The sequence below is a fragment of the Heyndrickxia camelliae genome (genome assembly GCF_002844575.1).
Lineage (GTDB): Bacteria > Bacillota > Bacilli > Bacillales > Bacillaceae_C > Margalitia > Margalitia camelliae.
In genome coordinates this window covers 55,697-72,508 of record NZ_PIQO01000002.1, presented here as the reverse complement: position 1 = coordinate 72,508, position 16,812 = coordinate 55,697, and the positions used below count along the sequence as shown (strand labels likewise).

15 protein-coding genes and 1 pseudogene are annotated in these 16,812 nt (G+C 35.5%); 11 read left to right on the top strand and 5 right to left on the bottom strand.

The window, feature by feature from the left end; genetic code table 11:
• Positions 1-94 precede the first annotated feature (94 nt).
• Positions 95-2,233: a heavy metal translocating P-type ATPase gene (locus CWO92_RS03710; protein WP_101352857.1), complete on the top strand. Its 2,139-nt coding sequence runs from the start codon at positions 95-97 to the stop codon at positions 2,231-2,233.
• Between the two features lie 177 nt (positions 2,234-2,410).
• Here CWO92_RS03710 and CWO92_RS03705 read toward each other — a convergent pair whose 3' ends face one another.
• Positions 2,411-2,824, bottom strand: coding sequence for a GtrA family protein (locus tag CWO92_RS03705; RefSeq protein ID WP_101352856.1), 414 nt, complete (start codon positions 2,822-2,824; stop codon positions 2,411-2,413).
• The gene (locus CWO92_RS03700; RefSeq protein ID WP_101352855.1) at positions 2,821-3,831 is read right to left on the bottom strand and encodes a glycosyltransferase family 2 protein; all 1,011 of its coding nucleotides are present in this window, start codon (positions 3,829-3,831) and stop codon (positions 2,821-2,823) included. Before CWO92_RS03700 ends, CWO92_RS03705 begins: the two co-directional genes overlap by 4 nt.
• A 322-nt stretch (positions 3,832-4,153) precedes the next feature.
• Here CWO92_RS03700 and CWO92_RS03695 point away from each other — a divergent pair, with 322 nt between their 5' ends.
• The 5 genes from CWO92_RS03695 to CWO92_RS03675 all read left to right on the top strand — a co-directional run bounded on the left by CWO92_RS03695 (position 4,154) and on the right by CWO92_RS03675 (position 8,426).
• Positions 4,154-4,699: an RNA polymerase sigma factor gene (locus CWO92_RS03695; protein ID WP_101352854.1), complete on the top strand. Its 546-nt coding sequence runs from the start codon at positions 4,154-4,156 to the stop codon at positions 4,697-4,699.
• The gene (locus CWO92_RS03690; RefSeq protein WP_165786596.1) at positions 4,692-5,198 is read left to right on the top strand and encodes an anti-sigma factor family protein; all 507 of its coding nucleotides are present in this window, start codon (positions 4,692-4,694) and stop codon (positions 5,196-5,198) included. The genes CWO92_RS03695 and CWO92_RS03690 overlap by 8 nt, the downstream gene beginning before the upstream one ends.
• Before the next feature lie 12 nt (positions 5,199-5,210).
• Positions 5,211-6,050, top strand: coding sequence for a bactofilin family protein (locus CWO92_RS03685; protein ID WP_101352852.1), 840 nt, complete (start codon positions 5,211-5,213; stop codon positions 6,048-6,050).
• A gap of 222 nt (positions 6,051-6,272) precedes the next feature.
• Complete coding sequence (locus tag CWO92_RS03680) at positions 6,273-7,502, top strand: MGDG synthase family glycosyltransferase (protein ID WP_101352851.1); 1,230 nt, start codon at positions 6,273-6,275, stop codon at positions 7,500-7,502.
• Between the two features lie 213 nt (positions 7,503-7,715).
• On the top strand, positions 7,716-8,426 hold the full coding sequence (locus tag CWO92_RS03675) for a polysaccharide deacetylase family protein (protein ID WP_233269951.1): 711 nt from the start codon (positions 7,716-7,718) through the stop codon (positions 8,424-8,426).
• A 69-nt stretch (positions 8,427-8,495) separates the two neighbouring features.
• Here the strand turns inward: CWO92_RS03675 and CWO92_RS03670 are convergent, their stop codons facing one another.
• Positions 8,496-9,788 (bottom strand): VTT domain-containing protein, encoded by a 1,293-nt coding sequence (locus CWO92_RS03670; protein ID WP_101352849.1) that lies wholly within the window; start codon positions 9,786-9,788, stop codon positions 8,496-8,498.
• Between the two features lie 318 nt (positions 9,789-10,106).
• On the opposite strand from CWO92_RS03670, the gene CWO92_RS03665 reads away from it, so the two are divergent.
• Positions 10,107-10,691, top strand: a complete 585-nt coding sequence (locus CWO92_RS03665) for an undecaprenyl-diphosphatase (RefSeq protein WP_101352848.1) — start codon at positions 10,107-10,109, stop codon at positions 10,689-10,691.
• Positions 10,692-10,862: 171 nt separating this feature from the next.
• Positions 10,863-11,693: an undecaprenyl-diphosphate phosphatase gene (locus CWO92_RS03660; RefSeq protein WP_101352847.1), complete on the top strand. Its 831-nt coding sequence runs from the start codon at positions 10,863-10,865 to the stop codon at positions 11,691-11,693.
• Positions 11,694-11,858: 165 nt separating this feature from the next.
• Here CWO92_RS03660 and CWO92_RS03655 read toward each other — a convergent pair.
• Together CWO92_RS03655 and CWO92_RS03650 are read right to left on the bottom strand one after the other, a co-directional pair.
• A pseudogene (locus tag CWO92_RS03655) lies at positions 11,859-12,360 on the bottom strand (DinB family protein).
• 91 nt (positions 12,361-12,451) lie between these two features.
• Positions 12,452-12,688 (bottom strand): ferredoxin family protein, encoded by a 237-nt coding sequence (locus CWO92_RS03650; RefSeq protein ID WP_101352846.1) that lies wholly within the window; start codon positions 12,686-12,688, stop codon positions 12,452-12,454.
• A 412-nt stretch (positions 12,689-13,100) separates the two neighbouring features.
• On the opposite strand from CWO92_RS03650, the gene CWO92_RS03645 reads away from it, so the two are divergent.
• From CWO92_RS03645 to CWO92_RS03635, 3 genes are all read left to right on the top strand, one after another.
• A complete protein-coding gene (locus tag CWO92_RS03645; RefSeq protein ID WP_101352845.1) occupies positions 13,101-13,796 on the top strand; it encodes a response regulator transcription factor in 696 nt (231 codons plus the stop codon).
• Positions 13,797-13,798: 2 nt separating this feature from the next.
• Entirely contained in the window at positions 13,799-15,571 is a 1,773-nt protein-coding gene (gene pnpS / locus CWO92_RS03640) for a two-component system histidine kinase PnpS (protein WP_101352844.1), read from the top strand.
• A gap of 294 nt (positions 15,572-15,865) precedes the next feature.
• Complete coding sequence (locus tag CWO92_RS03635) at positions 15,866-16,783, top strand: phosphate ABC transporter substrate-binding protein (protein WP_101352843.1); 918 nt, start codon at positions 15,866-15,868, stop codon at positions 16,781-16,783.
• The last annotated feature ends 29 nt before the right edge of the window (positions 16,784-16,812 follow it).

The window sequence follows — 16,812 nt, the reverse complement described above, 5'->3', positions numbered from 1 at the left end:
ATGCATTTTGATGGTCATATTTCACCATAGAATAATTCATACTATCTATAAAAAGTGATTTAACGATGTAAAAGTGCGGAGAGGAGAAAAAGACATGGAAGCACTTCAGAAGAAAATGATAAAGAAAGAATTTACACTCGAAGGATTGGATTGTGCAAATTGTGCCTTGAAAATTGAAAAGGGTGTAAAAGACATTTCCGGTGTTCGTTCAAGCACGGTAAACTTTGCAACGAGGACCCTTTCAGTAGAAGTGGATGAGCAACAATTAGAGCGGGTAATCACGGATACAAAAGCAACCGTGAAGAAATTAGAGCCGCATGTTCAGGCTAAAGAAAAAGGAGAACAAGTTCATCATGGCCATGAACATAATCATGATCACAGCGGTCTTAATCAAAAGATAGTAATTCGCTTATGCATTGGCGCCATTTTAACAGCGATTGGAATGTTTGCCCCGCTATCAGGAATTTATCAATTAGGAATATTCCTTATTGCCTATTTAATAGTTGGTGGAGATATTGTATTACGTGCTGTTAAAAATATTATCCGAGGACAGGTTTTTGATGAGCACTTTTTAATGGCAATCGCAACAATTGGTGCCTTCGCAGTTAAGCAATATCCTGAGGGTGTTGCAGTTATGCTTTTTTATCAAGTCGGAGAGCTCTTTCAAGGCTTGGCAGTAAATCGTTCCAGAAAATCCATTAGTGCTTTGATGAATATCCGTCCAGATTATGCCAATGTAAAAACCGGTAGCATTTTAACAAAAAAATCACCTGAAGATGTTCAAATTGGCGAAATAATTGTTATCAAGCCAGGTGAAAAAGTACCTCTAGATGGAGTTGTGGTCGAAGGAAGTTCCATGGTTGACACATCTGCACTTACTGGAGAATCCATTCCTCGCGGAGTAAGAGCAGGCAGTGAAATTCTCAGTGGCTTTATGAATCAAAATGGCCTACTAACTGTTAAGGTAACAAAATTATTCGGTGAATCAACGGTTTCGAAAATATTGGACTTAGTGGAAAATGCGAGTAGCCGTAAAGCACCAACGGAGAATTTTATCACCAAATTTGCCCGTTACTATACACCAGTAGTCGTCATTGTCGCATTAGCATTAGCTTTGATTCCTCCGCTTTTGATTAGTGGTGCAACTTTTTCGGATTGGATTTACCGTGCGCTTGTCTTTTTAGTTATTTCTTGTCCATGCGCATTAGTAGTATCGATTCCCCTCGGCTTTTTTGGAGGAATTGGAGCAGCATCGAAATCAGGAATTTTAGTTAAAGGCAGCAATTATTTAGAAGCTTTAAATGATGTGAAATATGTTGTATTTGATAAGACTGGAACCTTAACAAAAGGCGTGTTTCAAGTTACGAAAATTCAAGCCGTATCTAATATTTCTGATAAAGATGTTTTGAAATATGCTGCTTATGCAGAGTTGCATTCGAACCATCCAATTGCGGAATCTATTAGGGAGGCGTTTAAAGAAGCAATTGATGAGCAATTGATAACAAAATACGAAGAAATATCGGGGTATGGTATAAAGGCAAATATCGCTGGAAAAGAAGTACTCGCTGGTAATTCGAAGTTAATGAAGCAACATGATATTTCCTTTGTGGAACCAGGAGAGATTGGAACCATTGTTCATCTTGCCATTGATAATTTGTATGCCGGTTACATTATTATTTCTGACGAAGTAAAAGACGATGCAGAATCAGCTATTCAATCCTTAAAGAAATTAGGCATTAAACGGACTGTCATGCTTACAGGCGATGCCCGAAATGTAGGAAAATTAATTGGACAGAGATTAACAATTGATGAGGTTCATACCGAATTATTGCCACATAATAAAGTAGAAGAGATAGAAAAATTGGATCAACAGAAGCATCCTAAAGAAAAAATTATTTTTGTCGGAGATGGAATTAATGACACTCCGGTCTTAGCAAGAGCAGATGTGGGAATAGCTATGGGAGGACTTGGTTCAGATGCTGCAATTGAAGCAGCAGATATTGTCATCATGACAGATGAACCATCGAAAATCGTTACTGCTATCAAATTAGCAAAACGAACAAGAAAAATAGTGTGGCAAAATATTATTTTTGCCCTTGGAATCAAGGCTATTTTTCTTCTATTAGGTGCTTTTGGTATTGCAACAATGTGGGAAGCAGTTTTCTCCGATGTCGGTGTCACCCTGCTAGCAGTACTAAACGCCATGCGCGTATTACGAGTGGAAATGGGATAAAGGGTCAGGCCCCTTGTCCCATTTTTATTTGCGGGAAGAGGAGTCTGCCCCCCAACCCACGTGGGATAGAGGGTCAGGCGCTCCATCCCATTTTCTATGAGGCTAAAGGAATCAGATACGATGTCTTATTTTTATTTCTGGGAAATTGAACCTGACCCTTCATCCCACCCCAACCCTTCATCCCGCCAAGGATTCTCTTCGAAAGACAAGGTATTTTTGACCGAAATAATTACATATTGTGTAAAGCCCGGTGCCAAGCAACATGGCAGCATCCTTTCCGTAAGCAGAAGGCAGAATAGGAAGCTGTGAAAACAGTAACAAGGCAATTTTTTCTCCTATATAATAAGAAAGAAAATAACAAATAAGAATTACGCCAATAAACCGAGTGATACTGCTAGCGAACGGCTTGTCACTCTTAAATGTAAAAGATTTATTCAAAAAATAACTGACACAGCAGCCAATTGTATTACCTAAAAAAGTAGAAAGCCAGTACGAAAAGTGCAAAGGATGTAGAAATAGATACATGGAAGACAGCCCGACAATCGTGTTGATGATGCCTACCAATAAAAAGCGAAAAAAGGAATGCTTCATCCCTTTTTTCCTCGAATCATATTAAATCTTGCGCCAGTCTCACTTTGCACCATTTCGTTTGAATATAGATCCGTTTCAATTGCAAACCGTGGTCTTCCCTTTGTTTCTTCATAGATTTTCCCAATATATTCCCCTATTAATCCTACACTCATTAATAAAAGACCTCCGAGAAACCAAATGGAGACCATTAAGGAAGTCCAACCGGTGTTAGCATGTCCCATGAATTTAATAACCAATGCATAAATTCCTACGCAAATACTGAATAAAAAGGACAGAAAACCAATTAAAGTAATAAGACGAATGGGTGCTATACTAAAGGAAGTAATGCCTTCAAATGCAAAGGAAAGCATTTTCTTCAATGGGTATTTTGATTCCCCTGCAAATCTTTCTTTGCGATCGTAATATACTTCCGTTGTTTTCAACCCAATTAATGAAACAATTCCGCGCAGGAACAAGTTTTGCTCCTTGTATCTACTTAGTTCCTCGAGAGCACGTTTACTCATTAAACGGTAGTCCGCATGATTATACACCACATTTACACCCATCATCTGCATAAATCGGTAAAACCCTTGAGCGGTTGCTCTTTTAAAGAAAGTATCTGTCTCCCTGCTTTTGCGGACACCGTAGACAATTTCGTAACCTTCATGATATTTCAAGATAAACTCTCTTATAACAGAAATATCGTCCTGTAAATCAGCATCAATGGATATCACACAATTCGAATTTTTCCCCGCTATTTCAAGGCCGGCTAATAGGGCCTTCTGATGTCCGACATTATGGGCTAATTTTAATCCTGTTACATACGGATGAACACCATTAAGTTCTTCGATAATGGACCATGTTCGGTCACGGCTTCCATCATCCACAAATAAAATTTTACTTTTATCTGTTATGAGATTTTCTTTTATCAATTGCAAAATGACTTCTGATAATTGTTTGGTTGTTTCATGAAGTACTTCTTCTTCATTGTAACAGGGTACAACAATCGTAAGTACTGGAATATTCATTTTTATTTCTCCTTTAAAAATGATAATATGAATTATTTCGTTTTAATCATCTCTCATGTAAAATGACTGTTTCTCGGATAAAAAAGTTCGAAGCATTAAAAAAAAAATTTTATACATAAAACAATGTTTGCCACCGATACTATTTTCTGTAAGGTTGCATAAAATTATTCTTTTTCAAATGAATAATAACTTTTTTTGAAATGAACTTTTTCATGTATTTGAAAGTCTTTTAATATAACAATCCATTAATTGGACAGTAGGAAACGAATGGATGTATCAGTTTAGCTGATTGGCTTTCGCTTTCTTTCAAGGAGTTGAAGCTGTGGACCATGAATTAACATTGTTAATAAAAGAAGCAAGAGGTGGAAGTGAAGAGGCTTTTTCAGCACTCGTCTCTAAATATAAAGGTCAGGTATTTCGTCATGCATATGCCATGATGAATGATCGCGGGGAGGCAGAGGATGTTGCGCAGGATGCATTTGTGAAGGCGTTTTACTCACTTCATAAACTAGACAATGATTTTGCCTTTGTTTCGTGGTTAACGAGAATTGTATCCAATTTATGCTATGATAGGCTAAAGAAAAAACAAAAAAGTAAGCATGTGCAAATGGAAAATTTAGAGCATAATTCACTCCGCCATTCATCCTCTCCAATAGATCGTACAAACACGAAGCTTATCATTCAGGAGGCAATGAAAAAATTATCTGTGGAACATCGGTCAGCGCTCGTTCTTCGTGATGTTCAAGGCTATTCTTATGAGGAGATTAGCGAGATATTGAACATTCCATTAGGAACCGTAAAATCTCGAATTAATACAGCTAGAGGAATATTAAAGAAGGAACTTTCCAGAGGTGATGAATATGAATGAACATGTGGATGAACTCCTCTCCGCTTATGTAGACGATGAATTGAGTGAGAAGGAATATATAAAGGTCAAGAATCATCTGGAAATATGCAGTAGATGTACTGGCATATTTCATGAATTACAGGAAATACAAGAAGGAATTTCTTTTTTATATGGTTCCATTGAGATTCCAGATATACATTTTGAAAATGCCATAATGGCTAAAATAAAGGAAATAAATCCGAAAGCTTCTATTTATTATCGTTGGATTGTAGGATTGCCTGCTTTGTTTATGGTAATCATCATCGCTATAAGTTTATTTGCGTTTAGTGATCTATTCTATGTTGGCGTGACGGTTGCTTCTGAGTTGATTAAAATCGCAGTCAGTTTGTCTCATACTGTTGTTTTAGTTCTATCGTCTATTCCATTTCTATTAGAGGTCTTTGCTATCACAACAATCATTATCGTCGGGTTATCGGTTTGGTCTGTTCGCTATTTATTGCGGTCAAAAACAGCAGAATAAGGGGATGTACGGATGAAAAGATTTAGGGTTTTATTAAGTTTTTTGCTGATGATGATTATTTCCTCTCTTTTGCTGACACCAGTTTTAGCAGATGAAAAAAATATTATCAATCAAAAGGAAACCATTATTCCCAAAAATGAAAAAGTGGAAAATGTCATTGTCTTAGGAAATGATGCAACGATAAATGGGGAAGTAAAAGTAGCGGTAGTAGTTATTAATGGAAATTTGCAAATCAATAAGACAGCTAATATTAAAGGTCCCGTGCTTGTGATTGGCGGCCAAATAAATCAAGAAATTGGAGCAAAAGTAACAGAGCCAATTATATCCTTAAACTTAAATAATGAAACAAAGAATAGTTTTATCCTTGGCGGTTTGTTATTTTTGGCATCTTGGATTACACGATTGGCAATCAGCATCCTTCTGCTTCTCATTACGGTTATCGCAGGAATTGCAACCAAACATAAATGGACATCTCTTCCAGAAGGGTTTCAGATGAAGCCAGGAAAAATAATAATAACTGGTTTTATTTCAAGCCTTGCGCTTTTTGCGTTAAGTGTCTTATTAACGATATTAATTATTGGAATCCCAATTGTCATTTTGATCATAATTGGGGTGCTTATTTCTCTGATTGCGGGTCTCATATTTATAAGCGGTAATCTCGGAAATCAATTCCGAATAATGGAAGGAAGGCCAAAATGGTTAGTGCTTTTAGCAGGCACATCGTTGATTGTGGCTGCAATAAACTTTCCATTATTTGGTGGGATTTTTCTTTTAATGATTTCTTGGTTTTCATTAGGTTTATCCGTTTCATGGTTGCATTTGAAATTTACAACTAGAAGAAAAAAGCCTTAGTTTGTTACCTGATATATGGTTAATATTAAAAAATATCTAATCAAACCCTTAGCATTTGTTAAGGGTTTTTTCATTTATTAACGATAAATTTCTACATGAATGAACTTTTCTATCAACAGACAAGTCTCTTAATAAGAATCTTTAAATTTAAAAGGATAATACCAATGAAAATATCCTCCTTTTATCTTATGAAAAGGTAAAAGGCAATTGAGGAGAATTGATATGGTTATGAAAAAAAAGGAAAAAATCTTGATTTTATCCGGTTCATTTGGTCAAGGGCATCAACAAGTAGCAACAGCCATTCGAGAGGCTGTAGAACTGCGGCTTCCAGACTTTGAATCGATAGTAGTAGATTTTATGGCATGGGCACATCCAAATGTTTATCCGATTAGCCACTATGTATATATGAAAAGTATCCAAATGCTGCCTCAGCTTTATGGATATTTATATAAAAAAACGCATGATCGAAATGCTTTTTCATTGGGATTAAATAATATTATGTCAGCTGGTATGGGAAAAATGCTGAAGCTTCTACAGCAAATAAGACCTACTGTTGTAGTCAGTACTTTTCCCTTTGCAGCCGGAATACTTTCCAAATTAAAGGAATATGGACTGACAAATGTTCCACTTGTGACAGTTATAACGGATCATTCGACGCATAGCTATTGGATTCATCCTTTCACCAATCATTATATTGTAGGATCAAATGGTGTGAAACAGGAGTTAATTCATTTAGGTATAACTGGGGAACAAATCACATGCACAGGGATTCCAATTCGTACGAAGTTTCTGCAACCGATGAGTAAAGAAGCTCTAATTCAGAAACATGGTTTAAATCCGTGTCTGCCAACTATTTTAATGATGGGAGGCGGAGAAGGATTAATTGGAGAAGAACTTTTAAATCCGGGTACATTAGATACACTGCCATTTAAAGCGCAATTTATGATTCTATGCGGGCATAATGAAAAATTACGGAGGCAGTTAGAGTCGAAACTTCATTCCACTAAACATCCTATTTATTTATTCGGATATATTGAACATGTTCAGGAACTCATGGCAATATCCGATTTAATCGTGACAAAACCGGGAGGAGTTACAACCTCAGAAGCAATTGCAATGGAATTGCCAATGATATTATATAAGCCTCTACCGGGACAGGAACAGGAAAATGCACAATTTTTAACAAGATCAGGGGTTGCGGTTAACGTGAAAGATACGGCTGAATTAATATCTTCTATTTCAACCTTTTTAAATAATTCGGCAGACGTGATAAGGATGAAGAAAAATGCAAAAATCCTGAATAAAAAAGCAGCTGCATTTGAGGCAGTTGACATTATTACAGAGTCGATGATGCAACAAAGACCTTTCTATGAAACCGAATTATCCCCAATGACAAAATGGAGAACCAATCGCTTATTAAAACGTGAAGGCGCCTTTTATAGTCATATTTAAATAGAAAAGTGGAACCGACTCGCCCATCGATGTACAGACTATTGAAATTCAAGTGCAAATTTCACCTGTAGGGAATCGACTAAGATAAACACGGCGAAGTAGTTTAGGAGCGGATGTTGACTTATCGCAGGAGAAGCCCGAAAGTTTGCTAGTCGATAGTCGGTGAAACTAGCTAATATTAGAAGAGAGATGTGAATTTATATGGGGGTATTAATGATTATCCTTGCTATTATTCTTTTATATACTATTGTTCCATATATCATATCCAGATGTCTTGGGTTAGGGGTTCTTCGTAAGGATAAAGCAAAAACAGGTGTCGCTTTTACCTTTGATGATGGACCAGATCCAAAATATACTGGGCAGCTCCTGGATTTGTTAAAAAAACATCGAATCAGAGCTACTTTTTTTGTTGTGGGTTCGAAAGCGGAAAAAAATCCTGAACTTATATTAAGAATGCATAACGAGGGTCATTTAATTGGTATTCATAATTATGTTCATCGTTCTAACTGGCTAATGTTGCCATGGACGATTAGGCGTGATTTAGAAAAATCAGCCTCAATTATAGAAGGAATCACGGGAGAAAGGCCCATTTACTACCGTCCTCCATGGGGATTGATGAATTTTTTTGATTACTTCTTAATAGGGAAATTTCAATTTATTCTATGGTCTAAAATGTTTGGAGATTGGCGCAGCAAAGGTGGAAGTGAAAAAATTGTCCGCGGCATTTTGGATAATGTAAAAGCAGGAGATATTGTATTATTGCATGACAGTGGTGAAACATGGGGTGCAAATGAAGATGCCCCAACATATACCATTGAAGGATTAAAGCATGTGTTTAGAACACTGCAGAAACAAGGAGTTCATTGTACCAGAATTGATGAAATCGCAGGAAAAAAGCTTCACATAAGACAATCACATATTTAAGTTTTGAATGGGCCGGACATTTTCAGTTCGGTCCTTTTTCATACCAAAAAAAAGAACCAGTCATGGTTCTTATTTCGAAGGAGTTGAATGTTTAAGTAAATTCAATAATCTTGACAGTTCAATTAATAGAATAACTAAACATACCCATACACCGCCAAACGTGTATCCTGCGACAAGATCGCTTGGGTGCTGGTAGCCTAAATAGATATGGCTTGCGGTAATAACAAGCAAAATCAAAATTTCTAAGCTTACAATAATAGTGTTCAATAAACTATTTTTACTATGACGGACAACTACATACATAAAGAATGCAAATATCACGATGGACAACAATGTTTCCTCACTCGGGAAATTTTTACTGACTACTCTCCCTGTCATTATCATATTAAAAAGTAACGGCAGTCCTTTGCTTAATAAAAAACCGCCAATAATCGCAATTACGTAATATTGATATTCTAATAATTTGTTCTTTCCCTTAATTGCGATCCAAATAATAGTCAAAATGCCTACAGTCAAAAGCGCTTGCCAGGATGTTAACCTGCTGAATCTTTCCATTAAATGGGTCCAGTTTTGATTAAATACATACAGGACAACTGTATTGGCTATTGTGTTAAATTGCTGGAACTCATTTCCAATGAAATCATCTATTAATGCGATCATTAAACTAAATAAAGCCACAAAAACAACGGTGATAAAGAAAATAAATATTTTTATTTTAAGAAAACTTCTAAAGCGTTTAAAGCTATGAACGAATAAAATAATTAGATTTTCTTTAATTTGTGCCTTATATGTTTTGATTAGGAAATACAATAAATAAATAATTCCAATTATCACACAACCAATAATGACATAGATTTTTGCTTGCTGATGAAATTGCTCCCATTTTGGACCAAAGATATTACCAAGGGAGATGAAGGTTCCTACCCATAGAAACACTCCTATATAAGCAAAAGTTGCATAGGATTTAAAAGAAATCCTAGTAATGCCGGAGAAGAGACTTGTAATATGGCGAACTCCTGGGATAAAGTAGGAAAACAGCAGAAGCCTTTTTCCATATTTTCGATGCCATTTCGACATTTTTTCCATTTTATCCGGTCCCATATGAATTTTACTTCCATATTTATTAAAGAATGGTACACCGAGCTTATAACCTATCCAATAGGATATTGTTACGCCAATAACACCGCCAATTCCACCAAACAAAATAGTTAGAAATAAATTCAGTTTCCCTTGGTATACGAGATATCCAACATAGCTCATCAGTATTTCATTTGGTATCGGTATAATAATTAGTTCGAGCATTAGTGAAAAAAACAATACGATATAACCGTACTGGTCAATTAAATGAATAAGTAAATTCAATTTTTACTCCTCCATACCTAAAAGCAATTTACATATAAAATGACGGGTGAATGATTGAGAAAGTTCAAGGAAAATGTAGTATTATTTAATTTATTTTTGTAAAATGATAAGAGTCCCATTATATAGTGTGGGTGTAATCGGTAAATCATAAACACAAATCTCTGTGGGTAATTTTTACACTATTATTTTACGTGAACTTTTTGTTTAATAGTAGAGTCTGTTAAATAGAAAAACGTCTTTTTAAAGAATTATGAAACATATATAGGTAAATTAATGTCTATATCGAGATTAATAAATAAGAAAGTAGGAGTTAAAGGAATGAATTATCAATTATTTCAATCCATTCACAATTTATCTGGTCATTCTACTATTTTAGATGACGTAATGATTTTCTTCACGAATTATGCTTTAGTACTTTATGCACTTTGTCTTCTTGGAATATGGTTTTTAGGCAGCAATAAGAGCAAAAGAAATGCGTTATACGCTCTAGGAACGGGAATTGTAGCTTTAGTTGTAAATATCATTATTTCTAAAATTTATTATGAACCGCGTCCGTTTGTTACCCACCATGATGTTCATACACTTATTAAGCATGCAGCAGATGCATCCTTTCCAAGTGATCATGCAACAGGTTCCTTTGCAATAGCATTTGCTATATTGGTACGCAATCGTAAAATTGGTGTGCCCATGATTATTTTAGCGGTTATTACTGGGTTCTCTCGTGTTTGGGTAGGGGTTCATTATCCATTCGATGTAGTTGCAAGTATCATTGTAGCAGCAATTGTTACGTTTATTATATTAAAGCTAGAAAGATTCTTAAATCCTATTTTGGATGCGATTATTAAGTTTTACAATTCTTTATTTGGCAGAAAATCAAAAGGGAATTATAAGAAATCTATTTAATTTTTGATCCTAAACACTTTGTGTTTGGGATTTTTTTATGGTTTTCGTGGAATAGTCAAATGATCAGGATTTATAATAAAAATTAACCATATCTTAACGAAACCTAAATACTGATCTTGTTTTTCAGTGCTAAGATACTTGTTATGTGTGAAATGGAAAGAAATAGGGGGGATGAATGTGAGTTGGTGGGAATCATTTGTTGCATTTGTTTTAGGAATTGTAGAAGGATTGACAGAATTTGCTCCGGTCTCTTCCACGGGTCATATGATTATCGTGGACGATCTCTGGTTAAAGTCCAAAGATTTATTTTCTCAGGAAGCGGCCAATACTTTTAAAGTAGTAATCCAATTAGGATCAATATTAGCGGTTGTCGTTGTGTTTTTCGAGAGATTTCTGTATTTATTGGGGTTAAAGAAAAATACAGTGCAACAAAGTGGAAATAAACTGAAATTAACACAAATTATTGTAGGATTATTGCCAGCGGCAATTCTTGGATTTTTATTTGAAGATTACATAGATGAACATTTATTTTCTACTAAAACGGTATTGATTGGTTTAGTAGTGGGAGCTCTTTTAATGTTTGCTGCTGATTTGTTTCGCCCTAAAAAACCAAAAGCTGAGACGGTTGATCAGATTACTTATGTCCAAGCATTTTTAGTAGGATTATTTCAATGTATTGCCCTATGGCCAGGGTTTTCAAGATCCGGTTCGACCATTTCTGGTGGTGTGTTGCTAGGTATGAGTTATCGGGCCGCATCTGATTTTACTTTTATAATGGCTGTTCCTGTTATGCTAGGGGCCAGTTTTCTTTCATTACTAAAACATTGGCAATCCATTACCGTTGATGTTATACCATTTTTCGTTATTGGCTTTATAAGTGCATTTGTTTTTGCTTTTCTTTCTATTCGCTTTTTCTTAAAGCTAATTAATAAAGTGAAATTATTTCCTTTTGCAATCTATCGAATTGCAATAGCGGTTGTTCTTTATTTCATTTATTTTTAATAAAAGTGCAAACAAAAAACAATGTCCGTTAATAGGCATTGTTTTTTTATGATAAGAATGAGAAAAGTTATTCGTGTTACTTTATCTTAGCGGCAGACTAAGAAGGTCATGTAATGCTAATCTGACATATCCTTATGCCGCTGAAAAGGCAATTTTGCTTTTTTATTATGGTGTTTTTCTAGCCAAGCCTCTGCCAATCAAATTAGCTGAAATGGGGGCTCTGTTCAATTCTCTTGCCCAAACCGATAATTTGACCAACGTGATGGATCTCGTGGGCAATGACATGTCTGAGAATTTCCCCAACTGTGAAATCCTGAATAGAGCCATCGCCTCTTTCCGTTGGGACTATGATGTCTTCCATTTCAGTTGTTAATGTCTGTAAATAATTCTCTACTTCAAAGTGGAATTGTTGGGATAATCCTATTACCTTTTCTAAAGAATTGTAATGTTCATATGGTTCTTCAAATTCACTTTTCCCTTGTATATGGCATACCCAGCTGTACTCTACATCTACAATATGAAACAAAGTTTTGAGAATACTGCCAACTCCCCCTGTACGTGGTTTCATAAGTTCCTCTTCTGAAAGACATTTGCACCATTCAAACCATTCATCCCTTATTTGCCAATTATAACGAAATAATGTTTGCGTAAGAATCACTCCCTTCATGTCAGTATAATTCGCTTCAAAAAGGAAAGAACCCTGCAAAGAATATAAAAAAGCTCAACGATTATCGTTGAGCGCTTGTCAAGAAAGTTTATTAAGAGCTAAAATGCTGACGTGCTTTCTCTAAGAAAGGTAGATCCTCTTCTAGTAATTCTTCTTCATGGAAAATTGCATCAACTGGACAAACTGCTTGGCATGCTCCGCAGTCGATACAAATATCTGGATCAATATAGAATTGATCTTTGCCTTCTGCAATACAATCTACAGGGCAAACTTCAACGCATTCCGCTGCTTTTTCCCCTTGACATGGGAATGTAATGACATAAGCCATAATGTATTAACCACCTTTTCCTTGCACCTATTTAAGGTTCAATAGTATTGAACTTGTTTAAGGTATAAATATCTACTGAGATATATGTATATAATATATCCCTTAGATCATCCTTCTATATATTATCATATTTTAAAGTTCTTAATTTAATCTTAACTTATTTTTCTAGGCCATAAAATGGTTTTTTGAAAAATTTTTGTATAAATCCAGTCCATTTATGATATTTTAATCGAATTCTTTATTTTTTGGGATAATATTCATACTGGGCAATATTTGACAACGGGAAAATTTATGAAAAAAAAAGAGGTTGCTCTATTCAATAGAACAGTTGAAATTTATAAAGTGCTTCCCAATTTCTATAACAGCATTGTAGAATGAAAACGAGAAGGTTTTTCTGGAGGGGGATTTAGTAGTGGCCAAAATTCTGGTTGTAGATGATGAACCATCAATAGTAACTTTGCTGAAATTTAATTTAGAACAAGCAGGTTTTACAGTAATTACTTCTTTAAATGGGAAGGAAGGCTATGCTATTGCAAGTCAGGAATCGCTAGATCTTATTGTATTAGACTTAATGCTTCCTGAAATGGATGGGATGGAAATTTGCAAGTCGCTGCGTCAAGAAAAAATAAATACTCCTATCTTAATGTTAACAGCTAAAGATGATGAATTAGATAAAATCCTCGGGCTCGAGCTTGGTGCCGATGATTATTTAACAAAACCTTTCAGCCCTAGAGAAGTAGTTGCAAGGGTGAAAGCAATTCTACGCCGTACAAAGGTAAGTGAAGAGAGTGAAGCAACGGTTGAAAAAGTTTTGAGAATTGGGGATTTGGATATACTCCCTGAACAATATGAAGCAAGATTTAAGGGGGAAAAATTAGAGTTAACACCAAAAGAATTTGAATTATTATTGTATCTTGGCCAACACTCTGGAAAAGTCTTAAGCAGAGATCAATTATTAAATGCTGTTTGGGATTATGATTATGCAGGAGATACAAGAATAGTGGATGTACATATCAGTCATCTCCGTGAAAAAATCGAACTGGATACGAAACAGCCGCAATATATTAAAACAATTAGAGGATTTGGCTATAAAATGGAAGGATTGTAAACATGAAAAAGCTTTGGCTTCGTATATCGCTCACTTTTTTAATCCTTTTATTTTTTATTTTACTTGCAATGGGATTCTTTATAGCGGATATGATGAAAAAAACTTATATGGATATGACTCGCCAACAATTATTACAGGATGCTCATTTAGTGTCAAAGGTAATTGATATTTCGGATTTAACGAGTAATAATTCGACCTTGCAAAATTCAGTAGAACGTTTTTATGCCAAAAATCAACCAAGAATTACGATTATCGATACTTCTGGAAGGGTGTTAGCTGATTCGGAAGATGATCCAAGCAAAATGGATAATCACTCTAACCGTCCTGAGTTTAAAAATGTAGTAAATTTACATAAAAAAATGGGGGAGTCTGTCCGTTATAGCCATACTCTGGGGTATAACATGATGTATGTGGCTATCCCCATCCAGCAAAATAATAAGCTAATTGGTGTTGTCCGATCTGCATATACATTGGGAAAAATCGAGCAGGCAATCGTAAAGTTATGGGTTAGTTTAGGATTAACTATGGGAGTTACGCTCATCTTATCAAGTGTAATAGGGATAAAATTAGCTAAGGGTATCTCCCGCCCAATCGAGGAAATAATCCATGTTGCACGGAATTTATCGGAAAATAATTATAAAAGCAGGGTACGCCTAAAAACCACAGGGGAAATTAGAGAATTATCGCATGCCATAAATGTATTAGCTATTAGCTTACAAAAACAAATGAATGAAATACATGAAAATCAGCAGAAACTAACAGGAGTATTAACTAATATGGTAAGCGGGGTAATGCTGATTCATCCAAACCGCAGAATTGCGCTAGTTAATCCGGCTATGGAACAAATCATTGGTACTAAAGCTTCTGAATTAACAGGTAAGCTGCATATTGAAGCTGGAAAACACTTCGGATTAAGCCAGTTAATCGAACGTTGTTTAGAGCAAGGCGTTAAAATTCATGAAGAAGTGTCTATCTATTATCCAAAGGAAAGAATTTTGGATGCGCATTTTGCCCCACTATTGGGAGTGAATGGGGATATTAACGGTGTTATTACCGTCTTGCACGACATAACGGATATAAGACGTCTGGAAAAAATGCGAAGTGAGTTTGTTGCAAATGTTTCCCACGAATTAAAAACACCTGTAACATCTCTTAAAGGTTTTGCAGAGACTTTATTGGATGGAGCCATGTATGATGAAGAATTATGCCGTTCCTTTCTTCAGATTATTTATGACGAAAGCGACCGATTACATCGCTTAATAGCAGATATTTTACATTTATCCAAAATTGAACAGCATCAGCTGCCATTGCATCCTGAGGTTTTAAATATCATAAATGTTATCAATGAAACGGTACAAACATTGCAAGAAGAAGTGAATAAAAAGAAAATTAACATAAAGTTACCTGATTATAACGAACTTTATATGGAAGCAGAAAAGGATCGAATTAGGCAGATCATTCTAAATTTAGTAGCCAATGCTATTACTTACACGCCAGAACATGGAATTATTGAAATTAATGTAGAGGATTTAGATTCGAAAGTTATGTTAAGTGTAAAAGATACAGGTATTGGCATTGCAGAAAAGGACTTGCCAAGGATTTTTGAACGATTTTATCGGGTGGATAAAGCGCGCTCTCGAAATTCAGGCGGTACTGGCCTTGGCCTCGCAATTGTTAAGCATCTGGTTGAATCCCATCATGGGGTTATTGAAGTGCAAAGCCAGGAAGGAAAAGGTACTCAATTTACTATTATATTACCAAAAAAACAAACGTAAAGACTGTCAAGAAATAGGCAGTCTTTACGTTTTTTGTTTATCGGATTATGGATAGTTTTTAGTGTTAAATTTATGCGAGTTTGAACATTACATATGCAATTCTATTATCACCAATGTATTTATAAGTTTAGTGCAGTTTATTTCCAGCAATAAATAAACAAGGCTCATTTGAACTTCCTCATCATTTATCATCCAACCTTTACATATTCTTAACAATTAATTAATACCACATTAACACCCTAGTATTATCTTAAACTTGTAAGATTAATGAAAACTAATTAGGGGGCACAATCAATGAGAAAAAGATTAGTAGCAATGCTAGGGATGTTATTAATGTTTGCTTTTATAGCAGCAGGATGCGGAAATGATTCTACCAAATCTAACGCTTCCTCCTCATCTAATAACAATAGCGATGGAAATAAAAAAGAAGCAGTAACTGGTTCCATTACAGCAGTAGGATCTACAGCAATGCAACAACTTGTTGAACAAGCTGCTAGTCAATATATGAGTGAAAATGCCGGAACTACCATTAACGTTCAAGGAGGCGGCAGCGGAACAGGTATCAGTAAAGTGTTTGAAGGTGCTGTTGACATTGGTAATTCAGACGTATTTGCAGAAGAAAAAGGTGTAGATGCAAGTAAACTTGTTGACCATAAAGTCGCTGTAGTTGGTATGGGTCCTGTGGTTAATAAGGATACAGGTGTTAAGGATATTAAAAAAGAAGATTTAATAAAAATATTCACTGGAAAAATTACAAATTGGAAAGATGTTGGTGGGAAAGACGAAAAAATCGTGGTCATCAACCGTGCTGAGGGTTCTGGAACAAGAGCAGTATTTGAAAAAATGGCATTAGATGGTGCAACTCCAGTGAAATCACAAGAGCAAGATTCATCAGGTACTGTACAGAAAATTGTCAGCCAAACTCCAGGTGCCATTAGTTATCTAGCATTCTCTTATTTCAATGATTCTATTCAGCCTTTAAAGGTGGATGGTGTGGAACCAACACAAGCAAATGTAGAGACGAACGACTGGAAGATTTGGGCATACGAACATATGTATACAAATGGAGAGCCAAAGGGACTTACGAAAGATTTCTTAGATTATATGTTAAGTCCAAGCGTGCAGGATTCTCTTGTTACTAAACTTGGATATCTTCCATTAACAGGTATGAAAGTAGAACGCGATGCAAAAGGAAATGTAACACAAAAATAAGTAGAAAGAAAATAGGCCCGATCATCGAG

Bases quoted from the DNA above. Each gene is read 5' to 3' on its own strand.
- CWO92_RS03680 (WP_101352851.1), top strand. From the start codon at position 6,273: ATGGTTATGAAAAAAAAGGAAAAAATCTTGATTTTATCCGGTTCATTT.
- CWO92_RS03690 (WP_165786596.1), top strand. From the start codon at position 4,692: ATGAATGAACATGTGGATGAACTCCTCTCCGCTTATGTAGACGATGAA.
- CWO92_RS03700 (WP_101352855.1), bottom strand. From the start codon at position 3,831: ATGAATATTCCAGTACTTACGATTGTTGTACCCTGTTACAATGAAGAA.
- CWO92_RS03675 (WP_233269951.1), top strand. From the start codon at position 7,716: ATGATTATCCTTGCTATTATTCTTTTATATACTATTGTTCCATATATC.
- CWO92_RS03650 (WP_101352846.1), bottom strand. From the start codon at position 12,688: ATGGCTTATGTCATTACATTCCCATGTCAAGGGGAAAAAGCAGCGGAA.
- CWO92_RS03665 (WP_101352848.1), top strand. From the start codon at position 10,107: ATGAATTATCAATTATTTCAATCCATTCACAATTTATCTGGTCATTCT.
- CWO92_RS03660 (WP_101352847.1), top strand. From the start codon at position 10,863: ATGAATGTGAGTTGGTGGGAATCATTTGTTGCATTTGTTTTAGGAATT.
- CWO92_RS03710 (WP_101352857.1), top strand. From the start codon at position 95: ATGGAAGCACTTCAGAAGAAAATGATAAAGAAAGAATTTACACTCGAA.
- pnpS (WP_101352844.1), top strand. From the start codon at position 13,799: ATGAAAAAGCTTTGGCTTCGTATATCGCTCACTTTTTTAATCCTTTTA.
- CWO92_RS03635 (WP_101352843.1), top strand. From the start codon at position 15,866: ATGAGAAAAAGATTAGTAGCAATGCTAGGGATGTTATTAATGTTTGCT.
- CWO92_RS03685 (WP_101352852.1), top strand. From the start codon at position 5,211: ATGAAAAGATTTAGGGTTTTATTAAGTTTTTTGCTGATGATGATTATT.
- CWO92_RS03705 (WP_101352856.1), bottom strand. From the start codon at position 2,824: ATGAAGCATTCCTTTTTTCGCTTTTTATTGGTAGGCATCATCAACACG.